The organism is Ehrlichia canis str. Jake (assembly GCF_000012565.1).
GTDB lineage: Bacteria > Pseudomonadota > Alphaproteobacteria > Rickettsiales > Anaplasmataceae > Ehrlichia > Ehrlichia canis.
Genome location: NC_007354.1, coordinates 170,129 through 188,573, shown reverse-complemented (window position 1 = coordinate 188,573; position 18,445 = coordinate 170,129). Strand labels below are relative to the sequence as shown.

At 29.3% G+C, this 18,445-nt stretch carries 11 protein-coding genes; 5 read left to right on the top strand and 6 right to left on the bottom strand.

Going from position 1 to position 18,445, the window contains the following annotated elements:
• Positions 1-32: 32 nt before the first annotated feature.
• Positions 33-1,508, bottom strand: a complete 1,476-nt coding sequence (locus tag ECAJ_RS00645) for a proton-conducting transporter membrane subunit (protein WP_011304250.1) — start codon at positions 1,506-1,508, stop codon at positions 33-35.
• Between the two features lie 743 nt (positions 1,509-2,251).
• On the opposite strand from ECAJ_RS00645, the gene lnt reads away from it, so the two are divergent.
• A complete protein-coding gene (gene lnt / locus ECAJ_RS00640) occupies positions 2,252-3,757 on the top strand; it encodes an apolipoprotein N-acyltransferase (protein ID WP_231243054.1) in 1,506 nt (501 codons plus the stop codon).
• A gap of 1,052 nt (positions 3,758-4,809) precedes the next feature.
• Here lnt and ECAJ_RS00635 read toward each other — a convergent pair.
• Together ECAJ_RS00635 and ECAJ_RS00630 are read right to left on the bottom strand one after the other, a co-directional pair.
• Positions 4,810-7,455, bottom strand: a complete 2,646-nt coding sequence (locus tag ECAJ_RS00635; protein ID WP_011304248.1) for an AsmA family protein — start codon at positions 7,453-7,455, stop codon at positions 4,810-4,812.
• A gap of 146 nt (positions 7,456-7,601) precedes the next feature.
• Complete coding sequence (locus tag ECAJ_RS00630) at positions 7,602-9,893, bottom strand: NADP-dependent malic enzyme (protein ID WP_011304247.1); 2,292 nt, start codon at positions 9,891-9,893, stop codon at positions 7,602-7,604.
• A gap of 802 nt (positions 9,894-10,695) precedes the next feature.
• Here ECAJ_RS00630 and ECAJ_RS00625 point away from each other — a divergent pair.
• Entirely contained in the window at positions 10,696-11,376 is a 681-nt protein-coding gene (locus ECAJ_RS00625; protein ID WP_011304246.1) for an ABC transporter ATP-binding protein, read from the top strand.
• A 620-nt stretch (positions 11,377-11,996) separates the two neighbouring features.
• Here ECAJ_RS00625 and ECAJ_RS00620 read toward each other — a convergent pair.
• Entirely contained in the window at positions 11,997-12,926 is a 930-nt protein-coding gene (locus ECAJ_RS00620; protein WP_011304245.1) for a tyrosine recombinase, read from the bottom strand.
• Positions 12,927-13,246: 320 nt separating this feature from the next.
• Between ECAJ_RS00620 and secG the strand changes: the two genes are divergently transcribed.
• Both secG and ECAJ_RS00610 read left to right on the top strand, forming a co-directional pair.
• Entirely contained in the window at positions 13,247-13,579 is a 333-nt protein-coding gene (secG, locus tag ECAJ_RS00615; RefSeq protein ID WP_011304244.1) for a preprotein translocase subunit SecG, read from the top strand.
• Between the two features lie 5 nt (positions 13,580-13,584).
• Entirely contained in the window at positions 13,585-15,201 is a 1,617-nt protein-coding gene (locus ECAJ_RS00610; RefSeq protein WP_011304243.1) for a CTP synthase, read from the top strand.
• Positions 15,202-15,641: 440 nt separating this feature from the next.
• On the opposite strand, the gene ECAJ_RS00605 is transcribed toward ECAJ_RS00610, so the two are convergent.
• Positions 15,642-16,055 carry a hypothetical protein gene (locus ECAJ_RS00605; RefSeq protein ID WP_011304242.1) on the bottom strand — a complete coding sequence of 138 codons (414 nt, stop codon included), beginning with the start codon at positions 16,053-16,055 and terminating at the stop codon, positions 15,642-15,644.
• A gap of 375 nt (positions 16,056-16,430) precedes the next feature.
• Positions 16,431-17,516 carry a bifunctional diaminohydroxyphosphoribosylaminopyrimidine deaminase/5-amino-6-(5-phosphoribosylamino)uracil reductase RibD gene (gene ribD / locus ECAJ_RS00600; RefSeq protein WP_011304241.1) on the bottom strand — a complete coding sequence of 362 codons (1,086 nt, stop codon included), beginning with the start codon at positions 17,514-17,516 and terminating at the stop codon, positions 16,431-16,433.
• A 107-nt stretch (positions 17,517-17,623) separates the two neighbouring features.
• Between ribD and ECAJ_RS00595 the strand changes: the two genes are divergently transcribed.
• Positions 17,624-18,223 (top strand): nucleotide exchange factor GrpE, encoded by a 600-nt coding sequence (locus tag ECAJ_RS00595; RefSeq protein ID WP_011304240.1) that lies wholly within the window; start codon positions 17,624-17,626, stop codon positions 18,221-18,223.
• Positions 18,224-18,445 lie beyond the last annotated feature (222 nt).

The following is an 18,445-nucleotide window of genomic DNA, read 5'->3' as shown; positions in this document are numbered from 1 at the left end:
GCTTTTTTCTATTGTCCGTTTGATGCTTATGTCTAATATAATAGTGATTCTGCTATTTTATTAGAAATCAGCGTCAAAGGCATTGGATATAGTCCAAGAATAATCGAAGAAATCGCTATCACCCAAATGCACAGCACCATAATATTAGGAATTTCAAATAACTTTTTATTCTGTTTATCAGATGACTTGAAACATGTTGCTTCTATTATATTCCATACATATATCACAGATAATCCTGATCCAACAAGTAGCATAACCATACCAAACCAAAAATTAGATTTAATTGTTGCATCAAAAATATACCACTTAGAAATAAATACTGAAGTTATTGGCATTCCAATAAGACTTATACATAAAATAACAAATGGTAATGCAATTTTCGGCATATTTTTCCATATGTTTGTACAGTCCTTAAGATCAAGGCTCCCACAATTGTAAGAAATACTACCTATTACCATAAATAATGCAGATTTGACTAAACTATGATTAATTATATATGTTACAGCAGCCGCTAACCCATAATAAGTGTTCAAACCAACAGCAAATACAATGTATCCAAGATGAGCGACACTTGAATATGCAAAGATCCTTTTTATATTATCACTCAATATTGCAAATACAGATGCAAAAATCACTGACAAAGCAGCAAAAAACATAAATACAAAATTGAAAGGTAAAGTTATCAAGACTAATTCAGCTTTAAAAATATCGTATACTACCTTTATTACCAAGTAGATCATCACTTTAGTAGATACACCAGAGAAAAACACAGAAACAAAAGTAGGAGCATAATTATAAGCTTGAATTAACCACTTATGAAACGGGAAAAGTGCTGCTTTAACAAATAAACCTACTGCTATAAATAATAATCCAATTTGTATAGCTTTATTTGTTGCTAGAGATTTATCCTGAACTATTAAAAATAAATCACCAACATTCAGAGTTCCAGTAATAGCATATAAAAATCCTACTCCTATTAAATAAAACGTCGCACCAATAGTACCTACCACTAAGTAATCAAATGCTGCTATCAAAGCAGTTTTATCACGTCCCATTGCAACCAAAATATAAGAAGAGATAGATGATATTTCTAAAAAAACATAAATATTAAAAACATCATTTGAAACTAATATACCTAAAAAACCACTAAAACATAACAGGAATATAGAATAGAAACTCGGTATAGTACTAACATTTACTTCTTTTGTATTAGGATATATGCCATATATAACGCTCATCACAGCAACAAATCCAACCAGAACAAGCATTGTTGCATTAAATATATTTACTTTAAGTTCTATGCCATAAGGTACTACCCACCCACCTATGCTATATTTAATAACACCATTAGGATATATTTGACAAAATAATATGATTGCAATAGAGAAAGAGACAAATATTACAATAGCTGATATTATCTTGACTAATCTAGCATTCTTTAATAAAGCACAGCCTACTGCAGAAAGTAAAGGTATAACAACCTGCAAGATAGGCAACAAACTAATCATCACATATACCTATAAACTTAATAATATATGATTGACAAACCTACTAAAATATTATCAAAAAGGCAAGCGCCTTTATCATAAATTATAATATTAACTATTTTATAGGGCAAAAATACTATAAATTGCTGCTCCTACTTTCTATGGTTTTTTTTGCTAAATTAAAATCAATGAATGAAAAAGCCAACGCTATAAAGCATTTTTATACAAACAATAATCCAAAAGATTTATTACCTTATAGACAATACATAAACTCTCTATAACATAAATAAGAAACTCTGATTTTTTTTAACAAAAGTGCATTACACTTAATTTAACAAAGTTGTAGCATTAAATACAATCAAACTCAATAACAGCACTATAAAAACACCTACTAAGAAATCACTAATACATTATATCTATATATTATGTATTTAAACAATTGCATAAAAACACATTATTACAGTTATGGATTTACCACATACCATTATCAAAACTACTTTATTAGCAATTTTAATCAGAAAAAACTTTTAGCAATAATAATCTATTACTATACATTAACATTCAATAGATATCTTGCTTAAATATCACCTGATTTTACTAACACATAATTGAATATTAAATTTTTTATCTATTAAAAACTAACAAGCTTTACATGCATAAATACATTAAAGCCTTATGCTTTACATAACATAAAAAATATTTACAATAGTGAGTATACTAATCTTTATTAAGTATAACTAAGTATTAATATAGGGATAAAAAAATTGAAGGAACTTTATAAAAAATGCAACTATACATTAGCAATGACGCTAGGGATATTAGGAGCGTTATCCATGGCACCCTTTTACATGTTTATTGCTTTGATGATAGCATTCTCTGGACTCTATATTATACTATCATACTCAAAAAATATAAAACAAGCCTTTTTTTGCGGATGGTGCTTTGGTTGTGGTTATTTCACTACTAGTTTATATTGGATTAATGTCCCACTAATTACTCAAAGTAAAATACTATGGCCGTTGATACCTTTGACACTCATTATTCCAGCATCCTTATCATTATTATTTGCTGCAGCTACAGCCACAAGTTATGCTCTAAATTACAAAAAATTACCAGGGTTAATAACATTTTCGTTATCTTTTACTATTGTAGGAATGTTATTAGAATACATAGTGCCTTGGAGTTTATTCGCTTATTCTTGGGCTTTCTCTACAGAAATGCTACAAACTGCTGCATTATTTGGAACATACGGTATGGAGTTTCTTGCAATATTCTGCAGTACAGCTCCTGGAGTATGTATAAAAGATAAAAGTACTGTTTCATGCGCTATCGTTATGTTAGTACTAGTCAGCATGTTTATCTATGGAAATAACAGACTATTAACCAATCAAGATCAAAAGTATAATCATGACGTAGCTATACGTATAGTACAAGGCAATACAGCAAGCAATTGGGATGAAAATGAAGAACAAGAATACGATAAATTTCAAACATATTTACGATTAACTAGTCAATATGGATTAAATTCAAGAACACATGTAATCTGGGGAGAAAACTCTTTTCCTTTCTTGACTCACAGAAATATTGATTCAGTGCAAAGCTATCTTAAACTAACTATTCCAGAGTTTTTAATTGCAGGAGGAACAAGGTTCGCAAACGATAAATTTTATAACACATTATTTGTCATTAATAGCAATGGACAAATAATAGATCACTATGATAAATTTCACCTTGTCCCATTTGGAGAATCTATACCATCCATATTAGTAAATTTGATTCCTGAAAAAATTGCAAGCAAATCCAATTATAGTCCAGGAACAGATAAAAATAGAACCATATCATTAAATTATAGTCCTTTTATTCCTTTAATATGTTACGAATCCAGCTTCAGTCACGAAGTTGCAAGCAGATGCACAAAAGGTCAATGGATTGTCAATATTACAAATGATGGCTGGTTTGGTGTCAGTTCTCAACCATATCAACATTTAGAAATTAATCGTGTAAGAAGTATCGAAAATGGCATACCCACTATCAGAGCTGCAAATAGTGGCATATCTGCTGTAATAGATAGCTACGGGCGCATTATTACTGCTTTACCCATAATGACTGAAGGTATCATTGACTCATATTTACCTTATCATATAAGTGAAGGTACTATATATTCGAAATATTTAAGTAAATTCATCACAATTAAATATGCTACATTAATAATGTTAATATTAGTGATATTAAGGTTGATACTATTCAAACTTCATACTAATAAAAGATAATGTAAATGTATTTATCCAATAACTCAGCAATATATTAACTGATACTACTTGAGAAACACAGTTGTGCACTGCAAAAGCTATTATATTTACTAAACTAGAACAAGTAAACTATGAACAGTATCCTTTTAAATTAAACTCACTAAACTAAATTATTACACACATTATATTAATTCTACTAAGACTCATATAATTAAATTTCAACGTAATAAATATTTTTCTATAATTTACTCATCACAATATATTTTTACTAAACAAGTGACATTGCTTGTGAAATAGTGAATTATAAGTATTCAATAATTATTCTTAGACTTTGGAATAAGTATGTTTAAAATTAGTAAAACTAAAACACACTAACTACATAAATCCTACTAAAGCTTATATTATATATAATAGAATACTATATTCAATTTATTCACAAATATACTCATACTTACTAGCACTTCTCAGGAATGTGTTGCATTTAATAATTATTCTACTTACTAAAATTTTAGCATCAGTATTATGCACATCATATTTTTAAATTCAAGCTTGCTAATATAACACACACCAGCTATGTACATGTTAATAACTCTTATATTATTCTAAATGATAATGTTAACTCTATATTCAATTTACACACTCACTAAACAAGTTACAAGTGGAAAATAGTATATTGCAAGAATTCAATAACTTACTCAACCTATTAAACTAAAACCAAGCAAGTTGCTAATAGTAGACTTTCTAATCCCACAACACTGCCTTTACAGACAAATGATAATACCTGAAATCAGAATCACAAATAACATTAAGAACTATGGTATTAAAGTTCATAAACAATAAACATGTAAATAATATTTTCAGTATAAAAATCTTTTTGTATATTTTTCAATTTTTTATCAATAAATAAGTTTTTTTCACAAAGAAAATTTTTGAAAATCAGTGATAAATAATTTACTTTATCATCTCTTTCAATAAAGCATAAGTTAAGCATTATTATTAATAACCTTTTGATTGGGATAAAGTTTACAATCTTATACACTATATTAAACAACCAGGTTGAATTATTTTAAAGTTTAATCTATGAATTCTTCTTCATCCTGAGTTGATACATAACCACTGTTTCCTTTTACAATTTCTTCATAAAGAGAATTCACATTAAAACTCATCTTAGGTTGCCATAATTGACCATATAATGACATATCTATATTAGCCGGCAAAGATACACCTGGCCGCATGAACGATAATCTAACTTTAGATGTTACAGCAAATTGCAATAAAGAAACATTAGCAGATGCTACACCACTAGCATTATCAATTGCAAATTGCAATGAAGATATAACATTACCTCTACTAATGTTAGCACCAGCATTGATAAAGTTAAATACTGTATTGTTATCATACAAGCCAATTTGAGTTAATGCCACAACATCAGACTTACTCTTAGCATCTAATAGGTCTATTATAAATTTATTAAAATCTACACCATCAACATTTACACCTTTAGCAACTATTTCCATTTTACCTTCTAAAGCATTAACCCAATCAACCAAACTCTTACCCTGAGTTTGAATACTACCACTTATACTGACATTACCAGTAACACCATCAACACGCGCATATTGAAGTAAATTATTTAATCCAATATTAGCTACAGATATAACAGCGGACAATGAAGAAGTATTAGATCCTATACCTACCTTACCACTAGTTGATACAAATCCATCATCTATCTTAAACATTAGCTTATTAATAGACATTAAACTATCTTTTAAACTAGATGAGAATACAAAATCTGTTAAAGCATTATTTTTAGCAACAAAATTTTTAATATTGATATCAATATCACCATCAACATGTTCTAATCCATAGAATTTTAGATCATGATTTAACCATTTTATATTAGTGACTTTATTTGATGCATCAACAACATCATGTATTAAAGCAGGAAATTTTATGAACGCAGTACTAAATTTATTTCCTTTAAGATTAACTGATATTTTTGGTTTTAGATCTTGAGATCCAATAGAAGCTTTAACAAATCCACTAAGATCAGACCCATCAGCTCCACTAAAACGTATTTTATCAATACCAAACTTACCTTGCACTATACTCACTAAAAAGCTTAGGTTATCAACTCTCTGTTTCTGAATAAGAAAATTACTCAGACGGGTTTCAACATTTATTTTATATTTTATATCTTTCAACCATTTCATTGGCATAAAGTTTTCTAGATTTAGTTCCTCATTTACCTTATACAGATCAAAGTCAATATTACTTAACCCAATACTACCGGAAACAGACCTACTCTTTTTATCATATTTTATTTTTAACTGTCCTTCTGCATCTCCAAAATTTTTAGTTAATATTTCAACATTAGATAAAGAAAACACCCTAGGTGCTAAATATAAGTCACTTTGTATAGAAAATTTACTACTCGACTCTAAATTAATCTGTATAGGAAATAACCATTTTGCAAAAGAAACAAAATCATCTCCTACTACTTTAAGCTTTCCATTAAAACTAGATATTAAATCACTACTACCAATACTACCTTCAATAGATAATACATTATTATTTCCAGGTAACATCACTGTCATTTTATTAATGTTAATCTTTCCTTTTAACACTTCAAAATCTAGAGCCAAATTACTCGACACTTCATCATGGTACTTTATTTCCTTAGCACTAATTTTAACTTTATAGTCCAAATTTTCAGATATCAAAGTATTAAAATAGTCAAGAGTACGTGATTCTTTACTATATGCATCACTTCCGTTATTACTGCCAGACAAATGATCTATATTAATTTTTGAAAAATCAACACTAGCATCACATGATGCATAACTTGAACAAACTATTTTCCCTATACCATCTATGCTATCAGTAGATACCTTTAAATCATTTAATTCAAAAGACTGACCAGATAATTTCAGATTAGCAGACAAAGAAAACTCTTCATTTGAATTGATAAAAGAAAAGATAGAAGTTTTATTAGTTTCAGAAATATCATTAATAAATTGTGAAAAATCAGTCCCATTAGCTAATACTACACCATCAAATTTATTACCACTAGCTACACCAGATAAAGTAACCTTTGTAGACTGAGAATAAACATTTGCATTAATCTTATTATGATCTTCATTGACTGATACATCACCAACTAAATTATAATCATTTTTACCAATACTCAATAATCCATTTATTACCTTTGCACCATTTATAGTTTTAATAGATCCCTCCTTAATCGATATAGGCTTACTATTAAAAGATGTGCCATCATAATCCGTATTAACAACACTATTAACAATATTAAATGTATTTATATTAAAACTTTTGCCTTGAAATGAAGAAAATAGACTCACGAGATTCCCAAGTGGAATACTTAATCCATCAACAGTAATTGTATTAACCTTAGGAGAAAACAATAATAAAGATAATAATGATATCTTTAATTCAAGCTGATTAACTAATATTGTTGACTTATGTGTTGATAATTTTCCATGCCCTTCTATATATAAATTATTCACTATAATCTTAGGCAAGATCAATTTTCCTGTAACACTTCCTACACCTTTTACAGTGACATAATCTGATATATCCTCTATTTGTTTAAGTATATGAGACGCATAGTAAGAATTCCAATTAATAAAAAAAGGAGAAATTATTAAAAATAATAACAAAGTTAAGATAATTCCACCAGAGTATATTAAAATTCTCATCAACGCACCAAAAAAATACTTATTTTCTATCTATCATAAACAACATTAGAAAATGCATAACTTTAATAAATAGCAGCACTTAATAAATAATTAACACAGAGACACATCATGGCACAACTTAACCTTTACTAACCTAATATTATTTTTTATATACTATCGCAAGATTGAACATTACTATTTACTGAAGGCGCAAGCACAGCAAGATTCAGAATCTCAGAAACTGAAGAAGACATTTGTACAATTTGCACTGGCTTTTCCATACCAATCAAAACAGGTCCTATTACAGATACTCCAACAGCTTGTTGTAATAGTTTAGAAGATATATTTGCACTATGAAGAGTTGGCATAACTAAAATATTTGCCGCTCCAGTCAACCTACAAAAAGGATATAATGTTAACAATTCTGAACTAAGCGCAGTATCAACAGACATTTCACCATCGTATTCAAAATCAACATTACAACTATCTAAAATTTCTACAGCCTTTCTCATTTTCCTAGCATCTTCTTGACAATGACTACCAAAGTTCGAAGAAGAAACAAACCCAACACGAGGTTCATGTCCCATTTTTCTAGCTTGTATAGATGCCTGAATTGCTATTTGAGCAATTTGCTCTGGCGTTGGTGATTCATGTATTGCAGTATCCGCGACAAATATAGTACGCTCTTTCATTACAATGACTGATAAACCAAAAACAACACCTTGAGATCCTATTACCTTCTGTACATCACTAATAGAAGCAGAATAACTTCTGGTCAACCCAGTAATTAATACATCCCCATCACCACATGCAAGCATACATGCTGCAAAAACATTACGATCTGTTTTTACATCTCTTACACAACTTCTATATAAATACCCTTCACGTTGTAATTTTTTATATAAATAGTCTGTATATTCATCATTCCGTTTTGAAACTGCTGCATTGGCAATTTCTATACCTTGTATATTTTTAATACCCAAACGTTCAAATGCTTCTTGTACTTTATCAATACGTCCTACAAGTATAGGCAACCCATATCCTTGATTACGCCACTGTACAGCAGCTTTAATCACTTTTTCCTCTTCTCCTTCTGAAAAAATAACTCTCTTAGGATCACGTTTAACAGCACTATACATCATGTTGAGTATATTAGAAGTTGATGATAGCCTTGACGCTAGTTGTTTAGTATACTCATCCCAATCTTCTATTTTTTTTCTAGCAACACCAGATTCAATAGCAGCCCTTGCAACCGCAGGAGATACTATAGTGATCAATCTAGGATCAAATGGGGTTGGTATAATATAATCCTTTCCATAATTCATTTTACGACCACCATAAGCATCAGATACTTCATCGCTAACATACTCACGTGCCAACATAGCAATTGCATTTGCTGCTGCTACTTTCATTTCATTATTAACTGATTTAGCACGTACATCCAATGCTCCACGAAATATATAAGGAAACCCCATAACATTATTAATCTGATTATTATAGTCTGACCTTCCAGTAGCTATAATTGCATCAGGTCTAACTTCACGCGCAATATCAGGATTAATCTCAGGATCCGGATTTGCTAAAGCAAAAATCACAGGATCTTTGTTCATAGACAGTAACATATCTTTACTTAAAACATCCTTAACTGATAACCCTAAGAATACATCTGCCATAACCAATGCATCTTTCAAAGATCTATCTTTTGTCTCAATAGCATGTTTTTCTTTCCATTCATTCATGCCAAGCTGTCTACCTTTATATATTACTCCATTCTGGTCACATAAAGTTATGTTATCAGCCGGTACACCTATTAGTTTTATCATTTCAAGACATGCAATACCTGCAGCACCAGCACCATTTATAACAATTTTAACATTTTTAAAGTTTTTACCAGTAATATCAAGAGCATTAATAAGTCCAGCAGATACAATAATAGCAGTTCCATGCTGATCATCATGAAATACTGGAATATCCATTATCTCACTCAACTTTTTCTCAATGATAAAACATTCTGGAGCTTTTATATCTTCTAAATTTATTCCACCCCAACTCAATCCTAAATATTTTACAGCATTAATAAATTCATCTACATCAGAAGTGTCAACCTCTATATCAACTGCATCAATATCAGCAAACCTCTTAAATAATACTGCTTTACCTTCCATGACAGGCTTTGATGCTAAAGGTCCTATATTTCCTAAACCTAACACAGCTGTACCATTTGAAATTACAGCAACATAATTTCCACGTGCAGTATATTCATATATTAAATCAGGATTTTTAGCTATCTCTAAACAAGGTACCGCAACACCAGGAGAATACGCTAATGACAAATCTCTTTGTGTCAATAATGGTTTAGTAGGCAATAAAGAAACTTTTCCAGGTTTTGAATCCTTACAATGAAATTCAAGAGCTTCTTTTTTCTTTCCATCAAAACTACTATTCTCAAGATCTAACATAAAATATACTCATTTAACACTTCTTCTAAAGCCTCTCCTGTGTATACTGCTAGACAGTACAATATGTCAAGCTTTTAACAAAATGCAAATATTAAGCAATTTTAACCAACAACAATAGCTAACATACTCAAGTATTCATGACGCAAGCATCATTATTAGACCTCTCTATAACTATATAAATTATGTCATTCTCAGAATTTGAAGATACAATTTTCTTGTAATCCTGTACTATAATAAAACTAACGTAATATAAGTTTTATAACTAAAAATAAGCATTAATTAAAAAATACACACAATAAACTTATATATTAATAAAATTCATGTATATCACTATAAAACAGTTACAATACACTAAATAAAAATTAGCTTCAAAAGTTTATTCTGCACTATTACTTACGCAACTGAATGTTATAAACTTAAATACATCACTTTCTTATAACTTTGCATTACAGTAAATTAATGTAATACTAGTTTCAATCACTATCATTAAAGTAACAAGTGTTAGGTAAACTACCAATTCCTATGTACTAATTTATGTATGCACAATCTATTAGTACAAAACCCCAACATACTGAAATTAAGAGTAAATTTTAAAAGTGTATTTAGCCTTTTGAAATTACACTACAGTCAATCAGTCTTTACTAGCCAGTATTTAATTCAATCTCACATAACTACAAACAGTACAAAACTTAAAGACATTTCTACTTTTTAGTATAGATAAGTTACAATATAAGACATACAATACCTTGACAAAATACATATGTTCATACAATAAAATTCAAATAAAATAATAGGATTAAAAATGTCTACAGTATTTGCTTTATCTAATATCAGCAAATTTTTCGGAAAAAATAATGAATTACCTATTATAACGAATGCAAATATAAAAATAAAAAAAGGAGAAATTGTTGCTTTAATCGGTAGATCTGGTTCTGGTAAAAGTACATTGTTACACATTGCTGGATTACTAGACACTCCATCCTCAGGTAATATATTTATAAATAACATAGAGTGTTCAAATAAAACCTCAGATAAAGATAAAACTTTCTTACGTCGCCATTTTTTAGGGTTCATTTATCAATTTCATCATTTACTACAAGAATTTTCAGTATTAGAAAATGTAATGTTACCACAAATTATCATAGGAAAAAGTAAGTCCATTGCAAAAAAAAATGCTATGGAAATCTTAGAACGTGTAAAATTACAAGACAAATTTTCAATGTCTATATCACAACTTTCTGGAGGAGAAAGACAAAGAGTTGCAATAGCAAGAAGTTTAATTAACTGTCCACTTATAGTTTTAGCAGATGAACCAACTGGAAGTTTAGATAACAATACTGCATTTGAAGTTTTTTCTTTATTACAAGAATATGCAAAAGAAAAAAACATTGCTATCTTCCTAGCTACACACAACAAAAGTCTAGCACAAAAAGCATGTCGTATTGTTGAGATAAATTCATGCATGTTGAGTAGTGTTGATTAAATTCCATATAACTAAATATGATTTCCTATAAATCCTACAACAAACCTTTTTAAAAACTTACTTACATATAAACCTAAACTTCCAGTAAACTAGTTATTGAACTTAAGCAGAACAACAGGTTTTTTATAAAGAAAGAAACTCATCATATTCATTCTAAAATTTTTTAGAATTTGTATACTATTAATTTAATATTAAACTAGCAGTTAAATTAAGGAAGCTCTTGTTAACTAAACTGCTACAAATCACTAAAACTTAAATAAACAAGATTAATAACCATAGTAGTGATTAATCCACCTAACATCAAGTGATACTTTAATGTCAATAATTTTCCGTAACAACCAATCATCTATCTAAAATTTTCTCAGAACCCATGTATTAATAATAAAGTCAGTAAATTTCCTCTTTTTATTAACATAAAATTTTTTTCTTCAATTTATAAATTTAAATTTTTAGCATCATACTTAAAATATGATAATCCTATTCAATAGTAACTAACAATATTACAACAAAAAATATATTGCTCTATAATCTTACCCTGCATGAGAATTAAAGATAATTCAACTTTAGTAAAATTCACACACTATTTTAAGTAGGAAAATAATACTTCTCTATTACAAATTTTATTCATTGTTTAAAGGATGAAATTTTAGCAGCACATTTTTTAGTTTTTCATTAGCAATATGAGTATATATTTGCGTAGTTGATAAATTAGCATGTCCCAACATTTTTTGTATAAAAATAATATTTGATCCGTTATTTAATAAATGTGTCGCAAAAGAATGTCGAAGTTTGTGTGGAGATATTTTTGTAATATCAATACCAGCATTCATAGCTAAATCTTTTAACAACTGCCCTACTCTTTGTCTAGTTATAGGATAATCAAATTTTGTTCCAGGAAATAGCCATTGTGATACTTCAAATCCATTTGGAACAAAATATTTATAAATTTCTATATATTTCTTTATACTCTCCACAGCAGATAAATTTAATAAAACTATTCTTTCCTTATTTGCTTTGCCCTTAATTTTTATATGATAGATCTCTGCATTATGATCTTTCAAAGCCTCTAATACTGAATAAAACTTTAAACATACTAACTCAGAAATTCTTATACCTGAGGAATATAAGATGTTAACCATAGCATTAAGTCTTCTTCCATCAGGTGAACCATCTAAAGCAGCAACATCAAGTAATCTACTAATTTCTTCAAAGCTCAAAGCTTTTGGAAGAGAACGAGATAATTTAGGGGCATCAAGATATAAAGTAGGATCACTTTCAATCATATTATCTCTATATAGAAACCCATAAAAATTCTTAATAGCTGATATCTTTCTCAATACAGTGTTTGCTTTATACCCCTTCTCATACAACAACCTGATATAATTCTGTAATTCATTAATACTAGTATCTACTAATAAAAGATTCTTCTTACTAACAAATTCACAAAGCCCTAATAAATCAGTTTTATAACTTTGATAAGTATTATAAGATATATGTTTTTCTGCTGTTATTGCCTCAAGAAAAATCTCCACACATTTGTGATTATCCATACCAACTCACTATTAGCATATTTTCAGATTTTAACAGATAGAAAATCCATTGCTATCACAAAAAGATTCTACATTTTTTTATTACAGATAACTACATAGTCAACTACTATTTTCAAGCAAAGTGTACCGTTACAACAGATAGTAAAAATGTAGTAATTAAAGTACTAAACTCAATTAATTGGCATATAGTTATACACCATTGCATTATCAAACGACAATACAATATAACATAAAAACTACATTTTTATAGCCTCTGTAATCCTTGACTTTAAATAATAAACAATGTATAAAATGTACTTTAATCGCATTGTCTTTTCTATATGGTTTTAACAGTTATACAATTAGTGCTAGTATTTCTATTGGTAATCTTAATATTATTACAACCACCAGAATCTGATAACCTAAGTGGATTTGGTGGGACACAGGGTAACTTGGATTCCATGTTTTCAACTGGGTCATCCTCTAATTTTATCACAAAACTTACAGTTGCTATTGCAACTGCTTTTATCATTAACACAGTTTTATTGGTTGGGGTAAATGCTAAAAGTGTACACAAGGAGTCTATTGTTAAAAAAATTGCTGAAATGAGCAAGGCACATAACCTGCCTCCTATGGAACATGATACCGAAGATAGCGTACCATTTAATCAGTAAGGTATATGAGTAACCAAACTTCAAGTAGATTTATTTTTGTTACCGGAGGGGTAGTATCTTCTTTAGGCAAGGGGTTAGCTGCAGCTAGCATTGGAGCACTGTTACAAGCTAGAGGATTTAAGATCTGTTTACGTAAGTTGGACCCATATCTTAATATAGACCCTGGAACAATGAGTCCAATTCAACATGGAGAAGTTTTTGTAACTGACGATGGAGCAGAAACAGACCTAGATTTAGGGCATTATGAACGTTTCACAGGAGTCAAAACAACAAAAAATGATAACATAACTACTGGTAAAGTATATCACAACTTACTGAAAAAAGAAAGAAGAGGAGATTATCTAGGCCAAACAGTACAGATTATTCCACATGTTACTGACCTTATTAACTCTTTTATTCTACATAACACTGAAGGATTAGATTTTGTCATATGCGAAATAGGTGGAACGGTAGGTGATATTGAGAGTCAACCATTCCTTGAATCTATAAGACAAATTGGATATAAACTAAGTAAAAATAACACTATATTTGTCCATTTGACTTTAGTGCCATATATTGATGCAGCAATGGAATTAAAAACAAAACCTACACAACATTCAGTAAAAGAATTAAGTGCTGTAGGTATACAGCCAGATATAATACTGTACCGCAGTAAAATACCATTATCAAAAGAACAAAGGGATAAGATAGCGAATTTATGTAACGTTTCCCCAACAAACATTATTCCAGCATTAGACGTAAAAAATATATATGAGTTACCTATTTCTTATCACAATTACAATTTAGACACACAAATATTAAAACACTTTAATGTTAATTCACCTGATCCAAACTTAAGTAAGTGGGAAAATATATTAAATATATCTCACACATTAACAAAAACAGTAACTGTAGCAATAATAGGCAAATATATTAAACTGCTTGATGCATATAAGTCATTAATTGAAGCTCTAGAACATGCATCAATTCACAATAGGGTAAAGTTATCAATAAGATGGATAGATTCACGTTCATTAGACAGTAATGGAATCAATGCATTTGATAATGTTGATTCTATATTAATACCTGGAGGATTTGGTGATGACGGAGTTAAAGGTAAGATCACAGCAATAACACATGCACGTTTAAATAAGATACCATTTTTAGGCATTTGTATGGGCATGCAGCTTGCTATAGTTGAATTTGCAAATAATGTAGCTCACTTAGAAGATGCTAATTCTACAGAATTTAATTTATATTGTAAAAACCCTGTAATACACCAACTACCAGAATTGCAGCAAAACTTTTTAGGGGGGAGCATGAAATTAGGATCATGTCCGTGCTATTTAGATGCAAATTCTAAAATTTTTTCTATATATCAACAATCAGTAATAAATGAAAGAAGAAGGCACAGATATACATTCAATTTACAGTATAAAGATTTACTAGAACAACATGGATTAACTTTTACAGGCAAAGCAAACAATACTGATGATAGTTTAATAGAAGTTATAGAGTTAAACAACCACCCATGGTTTATTGGAGTACAGTTTCACCCAGAATTCAAATCAAGTCCTTTTCATTCTCATCCATTGTTTATATCATTTATAAAAGCTTCATTGAGCTATCAAGAAGCAAAATAAATACAAAAAATTATTGAACAAGTATGATAAGTCATAACAAAGTAAGTAAACATTGCACTACAACAACTTTGAAAATGCAACAACACCAATAAAAAATAATCAAATTAATTAAATAAAATATAGATAAGTTAAAGCAGCAAATTAAATATTTACTAACCCAACAACTTCAATCATTTATGCTGCTTTACATTTAATTATATTAAACTACACTATCAGAATCATAGTTAAAAAATTAAAACATATGGACATCAATAAGCTACAGGACTATAATACCATATTATAAAACAGCATAAATAAACCTATAAAAAAACTCCTACAAAAACCTACAACTTATAAATAACAACCTAAAAGAAATATAAAGCTATAAATCACCAGTCATTAAATATAGAAACAATTGATAAATTTTAGTAAGGAATTTTACGCTTGCTGAATATCATGATTTACGCACAATCACAACAGTTGTAATAACACGCATTCTTATGACAACAGTCGTAATAATTTCTATCACAACAATCATAATAATAACAAGGATAGCTATAAGATATGTAATTCATAGCACTTAAAAAACCACCTAACAACAATCCTAATTGATATGCATCAACAGTCAAGCTCTCTAAACCTGCATTGCATACTGGTCTTTCCTCAATACGCTGACATTCTACTAATTCTAAAGGATAACGACAATTTGGATCACAATCTTCGCATCCTACACTATCAATAGAAGATACTTCTTGTAACTCCATTTTTTCTTCTTCAGAAAGATTAACTTCAAAACTAGTAGGACCAGTAAAATGGTAATCATCATGTTCTATATGATTTGTATGTTGATCAACATGATTTTGAACGTGTAACATATCTATACCTTATTTCATAATTAACACAGTGAACATGATTAATATTGCATAACCACAACACTAATTTTGAGTATATACTAATAAGATACAAAAATAAAGTTCTATAAACCTATAACTACCAATTAACACCCTGAGTTAATACATTTTATAGCAACAGTAAATATATCAATAGTAGATTTTAAGTTACTACTCATATCAACTCTTTTCCTACTGTTAATATTATAAACCTAATTGAAAATTCACCAAAATATATCAAAACTTATATATGAAATTAAGCATACAAAACAACAACTATACATTATTTAATATTACATAACATTTTTACCTCAAATACTTTAATAAGAACACTTAACAACAATCATTACAGTAAAAAAATCAATCTCTTCTACAATTTTCTAAAATATCCACAACATCATCATCAAAATACAATGTATCTATTTTCCTAAAATTATAAAGATTCTGTAGTGTTAATATATTCAAATCTCCAACAGATGATACTGCATTTGCACCAAAAATCTTATTTGATCTACACCATATAATTCTATCAACTAATTGACTTTTAAGAAGTTCTGTTATTAAAATACTACCACCTTCAACAAACAATCTAGTAATACCTATTTTCATAGAAATTACTTTCATTGCATTTTTCAAGAAATTATCTGTCCCAGTTACTATCAGATACTTAGCTTTACCCAACTTTGTTTTAGAAGTATCATCTGTTAAAATATAAGTAGGAATAATATCAGCAGTTTTCACTATATTATGATAAGTACATATTTTTCCAAAGCGATCAATCACTATCCTTACTGGAGAATAACATTCTAATCCAGGAATTCTAGTATTCAACATTGGATCATCATGAACTACAGTATTACTACCAACCATAACCGCATCATACATAGATCTTTGTTTATGCACCCAATTACGTGTCAGCTGATTTGTAATCCATTTACTATTACCATTACTTAAAGCTATTTTCCCATCCAAAGTAGATGCTAATTTCACTGTAATAAAAGGCCTACCCTTGATTTTAGTAAAAAAGAATCCAACATTGAGCTCTTGAGCTTCCTTATACATGAGGTCACACTTTACATCTATATTTGCATCACGCAGTAATTTTATTCCATTGCCAGACACACGTACATCAGGATCTCTTGCAGCTATTACCATACGTTTAATGCCAGCATCTATTAATTTCAACGCACAAGGCCCTGTCTTTCCATAATGAGAACATGGTTCAAGAGTAACATATACAGTAGCACCCTTTGCTAGATATCCAGCATTATTTAGTGCTACCACCTCTGCATGCGGCCTTCCACCCACCTGTGTCCAACCACGTCCAACTATTATTCCACGATTCACTACTATACATCCAACTGCAGGATTAGGGAAAACATTACCAAGGCCACGCCTTGCAATTCTCAATGCCAAAGACATAAATTTCTTATCGTCATGCATCATAAAATATTAATAATATAGAAAAACTCTATCAATAAAGCTCATAACACTTGATATTTTTTGATAATATTACTATATATTCCTTAGAGTTTATAAACAAGTTTAGAATTATGAGTGATAGCGACAACAATACAAAAAGTCAACAAAACAACCCAACTCAAACCGATGAAAAATCAGGTGAAGAAATTCAATCTAACCAGAAACCACAGAGAAAATTTACAGCAGTATTAAATAAGAAAAAAGAAAAATTAAATGAAGATTTATCAGAACTAGATAAACTAAAACAACAGTTAGCACATTTTCAAAACCAGTTTCGCTTGGCAGTAGCTGACAAGGAAAATGTTAAGCGGATTATGCAAAAAAATATAGATGATACATCTATCTATGCTATTTCCAATTTTGCACGCGATCTATTAAGTTCCTGTGATAATCTAGAAACATCACTAAAAAATTTAAAGGAAGACGACAGTATACATGCTGGAGTATTGATGACTTACAAAGAATTACTTAACACACTAGAACGTCACAATATTACAAGAATAGATCCAATTGGAGAAAAGTTTAACCCGCAGTTTCATAAAGCAGTATCTCAAATGACTGATGAAGATAAAGATGAAAATACCATTCTACATGTTGTGCAACCTGGATATATAATAAAGGATAAGTTACTACGTCCAGCTTCAGTAATAATATCCAAAAAAAGTGATTAAATTTTATTAAACTCAAGCAAATTTGTTTTGTATTATATTAGTGGAGTATTTTCTGCTTCATGTTAATGCTAAAAGTGTAGCATATATATACAAGTTTTTTTCTTCTACTACTTAAGACATTGAAATTTAAGATAAAATGTATACTAATCAACACTTGTATTGTCTTGTGTCATACAAAAAAATACGTGCATCACTTATAAATGTACTATAAAATACATCACT

What these genes read in the sequence shown, in the direction of transcription:
- ECAJ_RS00645 (WP_011304250.1), bottom strand. Translation starts at nt 1,508, where the DNA reads ATGATTAGTTTGTTGCCTATCTTGCAGGTTGTTATACCTTTACTTTCT.
- ECAJ_RS00635 (WP_011304248.1), bottom strand. Translation starts at nt 7,455, where the DNA reads ATGAGAATTTTAATATACTCTGGTGGAATTATCTTAACTTTGTTATTA.
- ECAJ_RS00630 (WP_011304247.1), bottom strand. Translation starts at nt 9,893, where the DNA reads ATGTTAGATCTTGAGAATAGTAGTTTTGATGGAAAGAAAAAAGAAGCT.
- ECAJ_RS00625 (WP_011304246.1), top strand. Translation starts at nt 10,696, where the DNA reads ATGTCTACAGTATTTGCTTTATCTAATATCAGCAAATTTTTCGGAAAA.
- ECAJ_RS00620 (WP_011304245.1), bottom strand. Translation starts at nt 12,926, where the DNA reads ATGGATAATCACAAATGTGTGGAGATTTTTCTTGAGGCAATAACAGCA.
- secG (WP_011304244.1), top strand. Translation starts at nt 13,247, where the DNA reads ATGGTTTTAACAGTTATACAATTAGTGCTAGTATTTCTATTGGTAATC.
- ECAJ_RS00610 (WP_011304243.1), top strand. Translation starts at nt 13,585, where the DNA reads ATGAGTAACCAAACTTCAAGTAGATTTATTTTTGTTACCGGAGGGGTA.
- ECAJ_RS00605 (WP_011304242.1), bottom strand. Translation starts at nt 16,055, where the DNA reads ATGTTACACGTTCAAAATCATGTTGATCAACATACAAATCATATAGAA.
- ribD (WP_011304241.1), bottom strand. Translation starts at nt 17,516, where the DNA reads ATGATGCATGACGATAAGAAATTTATGTCTTTGGCATTGAGAATTGCA.
- ECAJ_RS00595 (WP_011304240.1), top strand. Translation starts at nt 17,624, where the DNA reads ATGAGTGATAGCGACAACAATACAAAAAGTCAACAAAACAACCCAACT.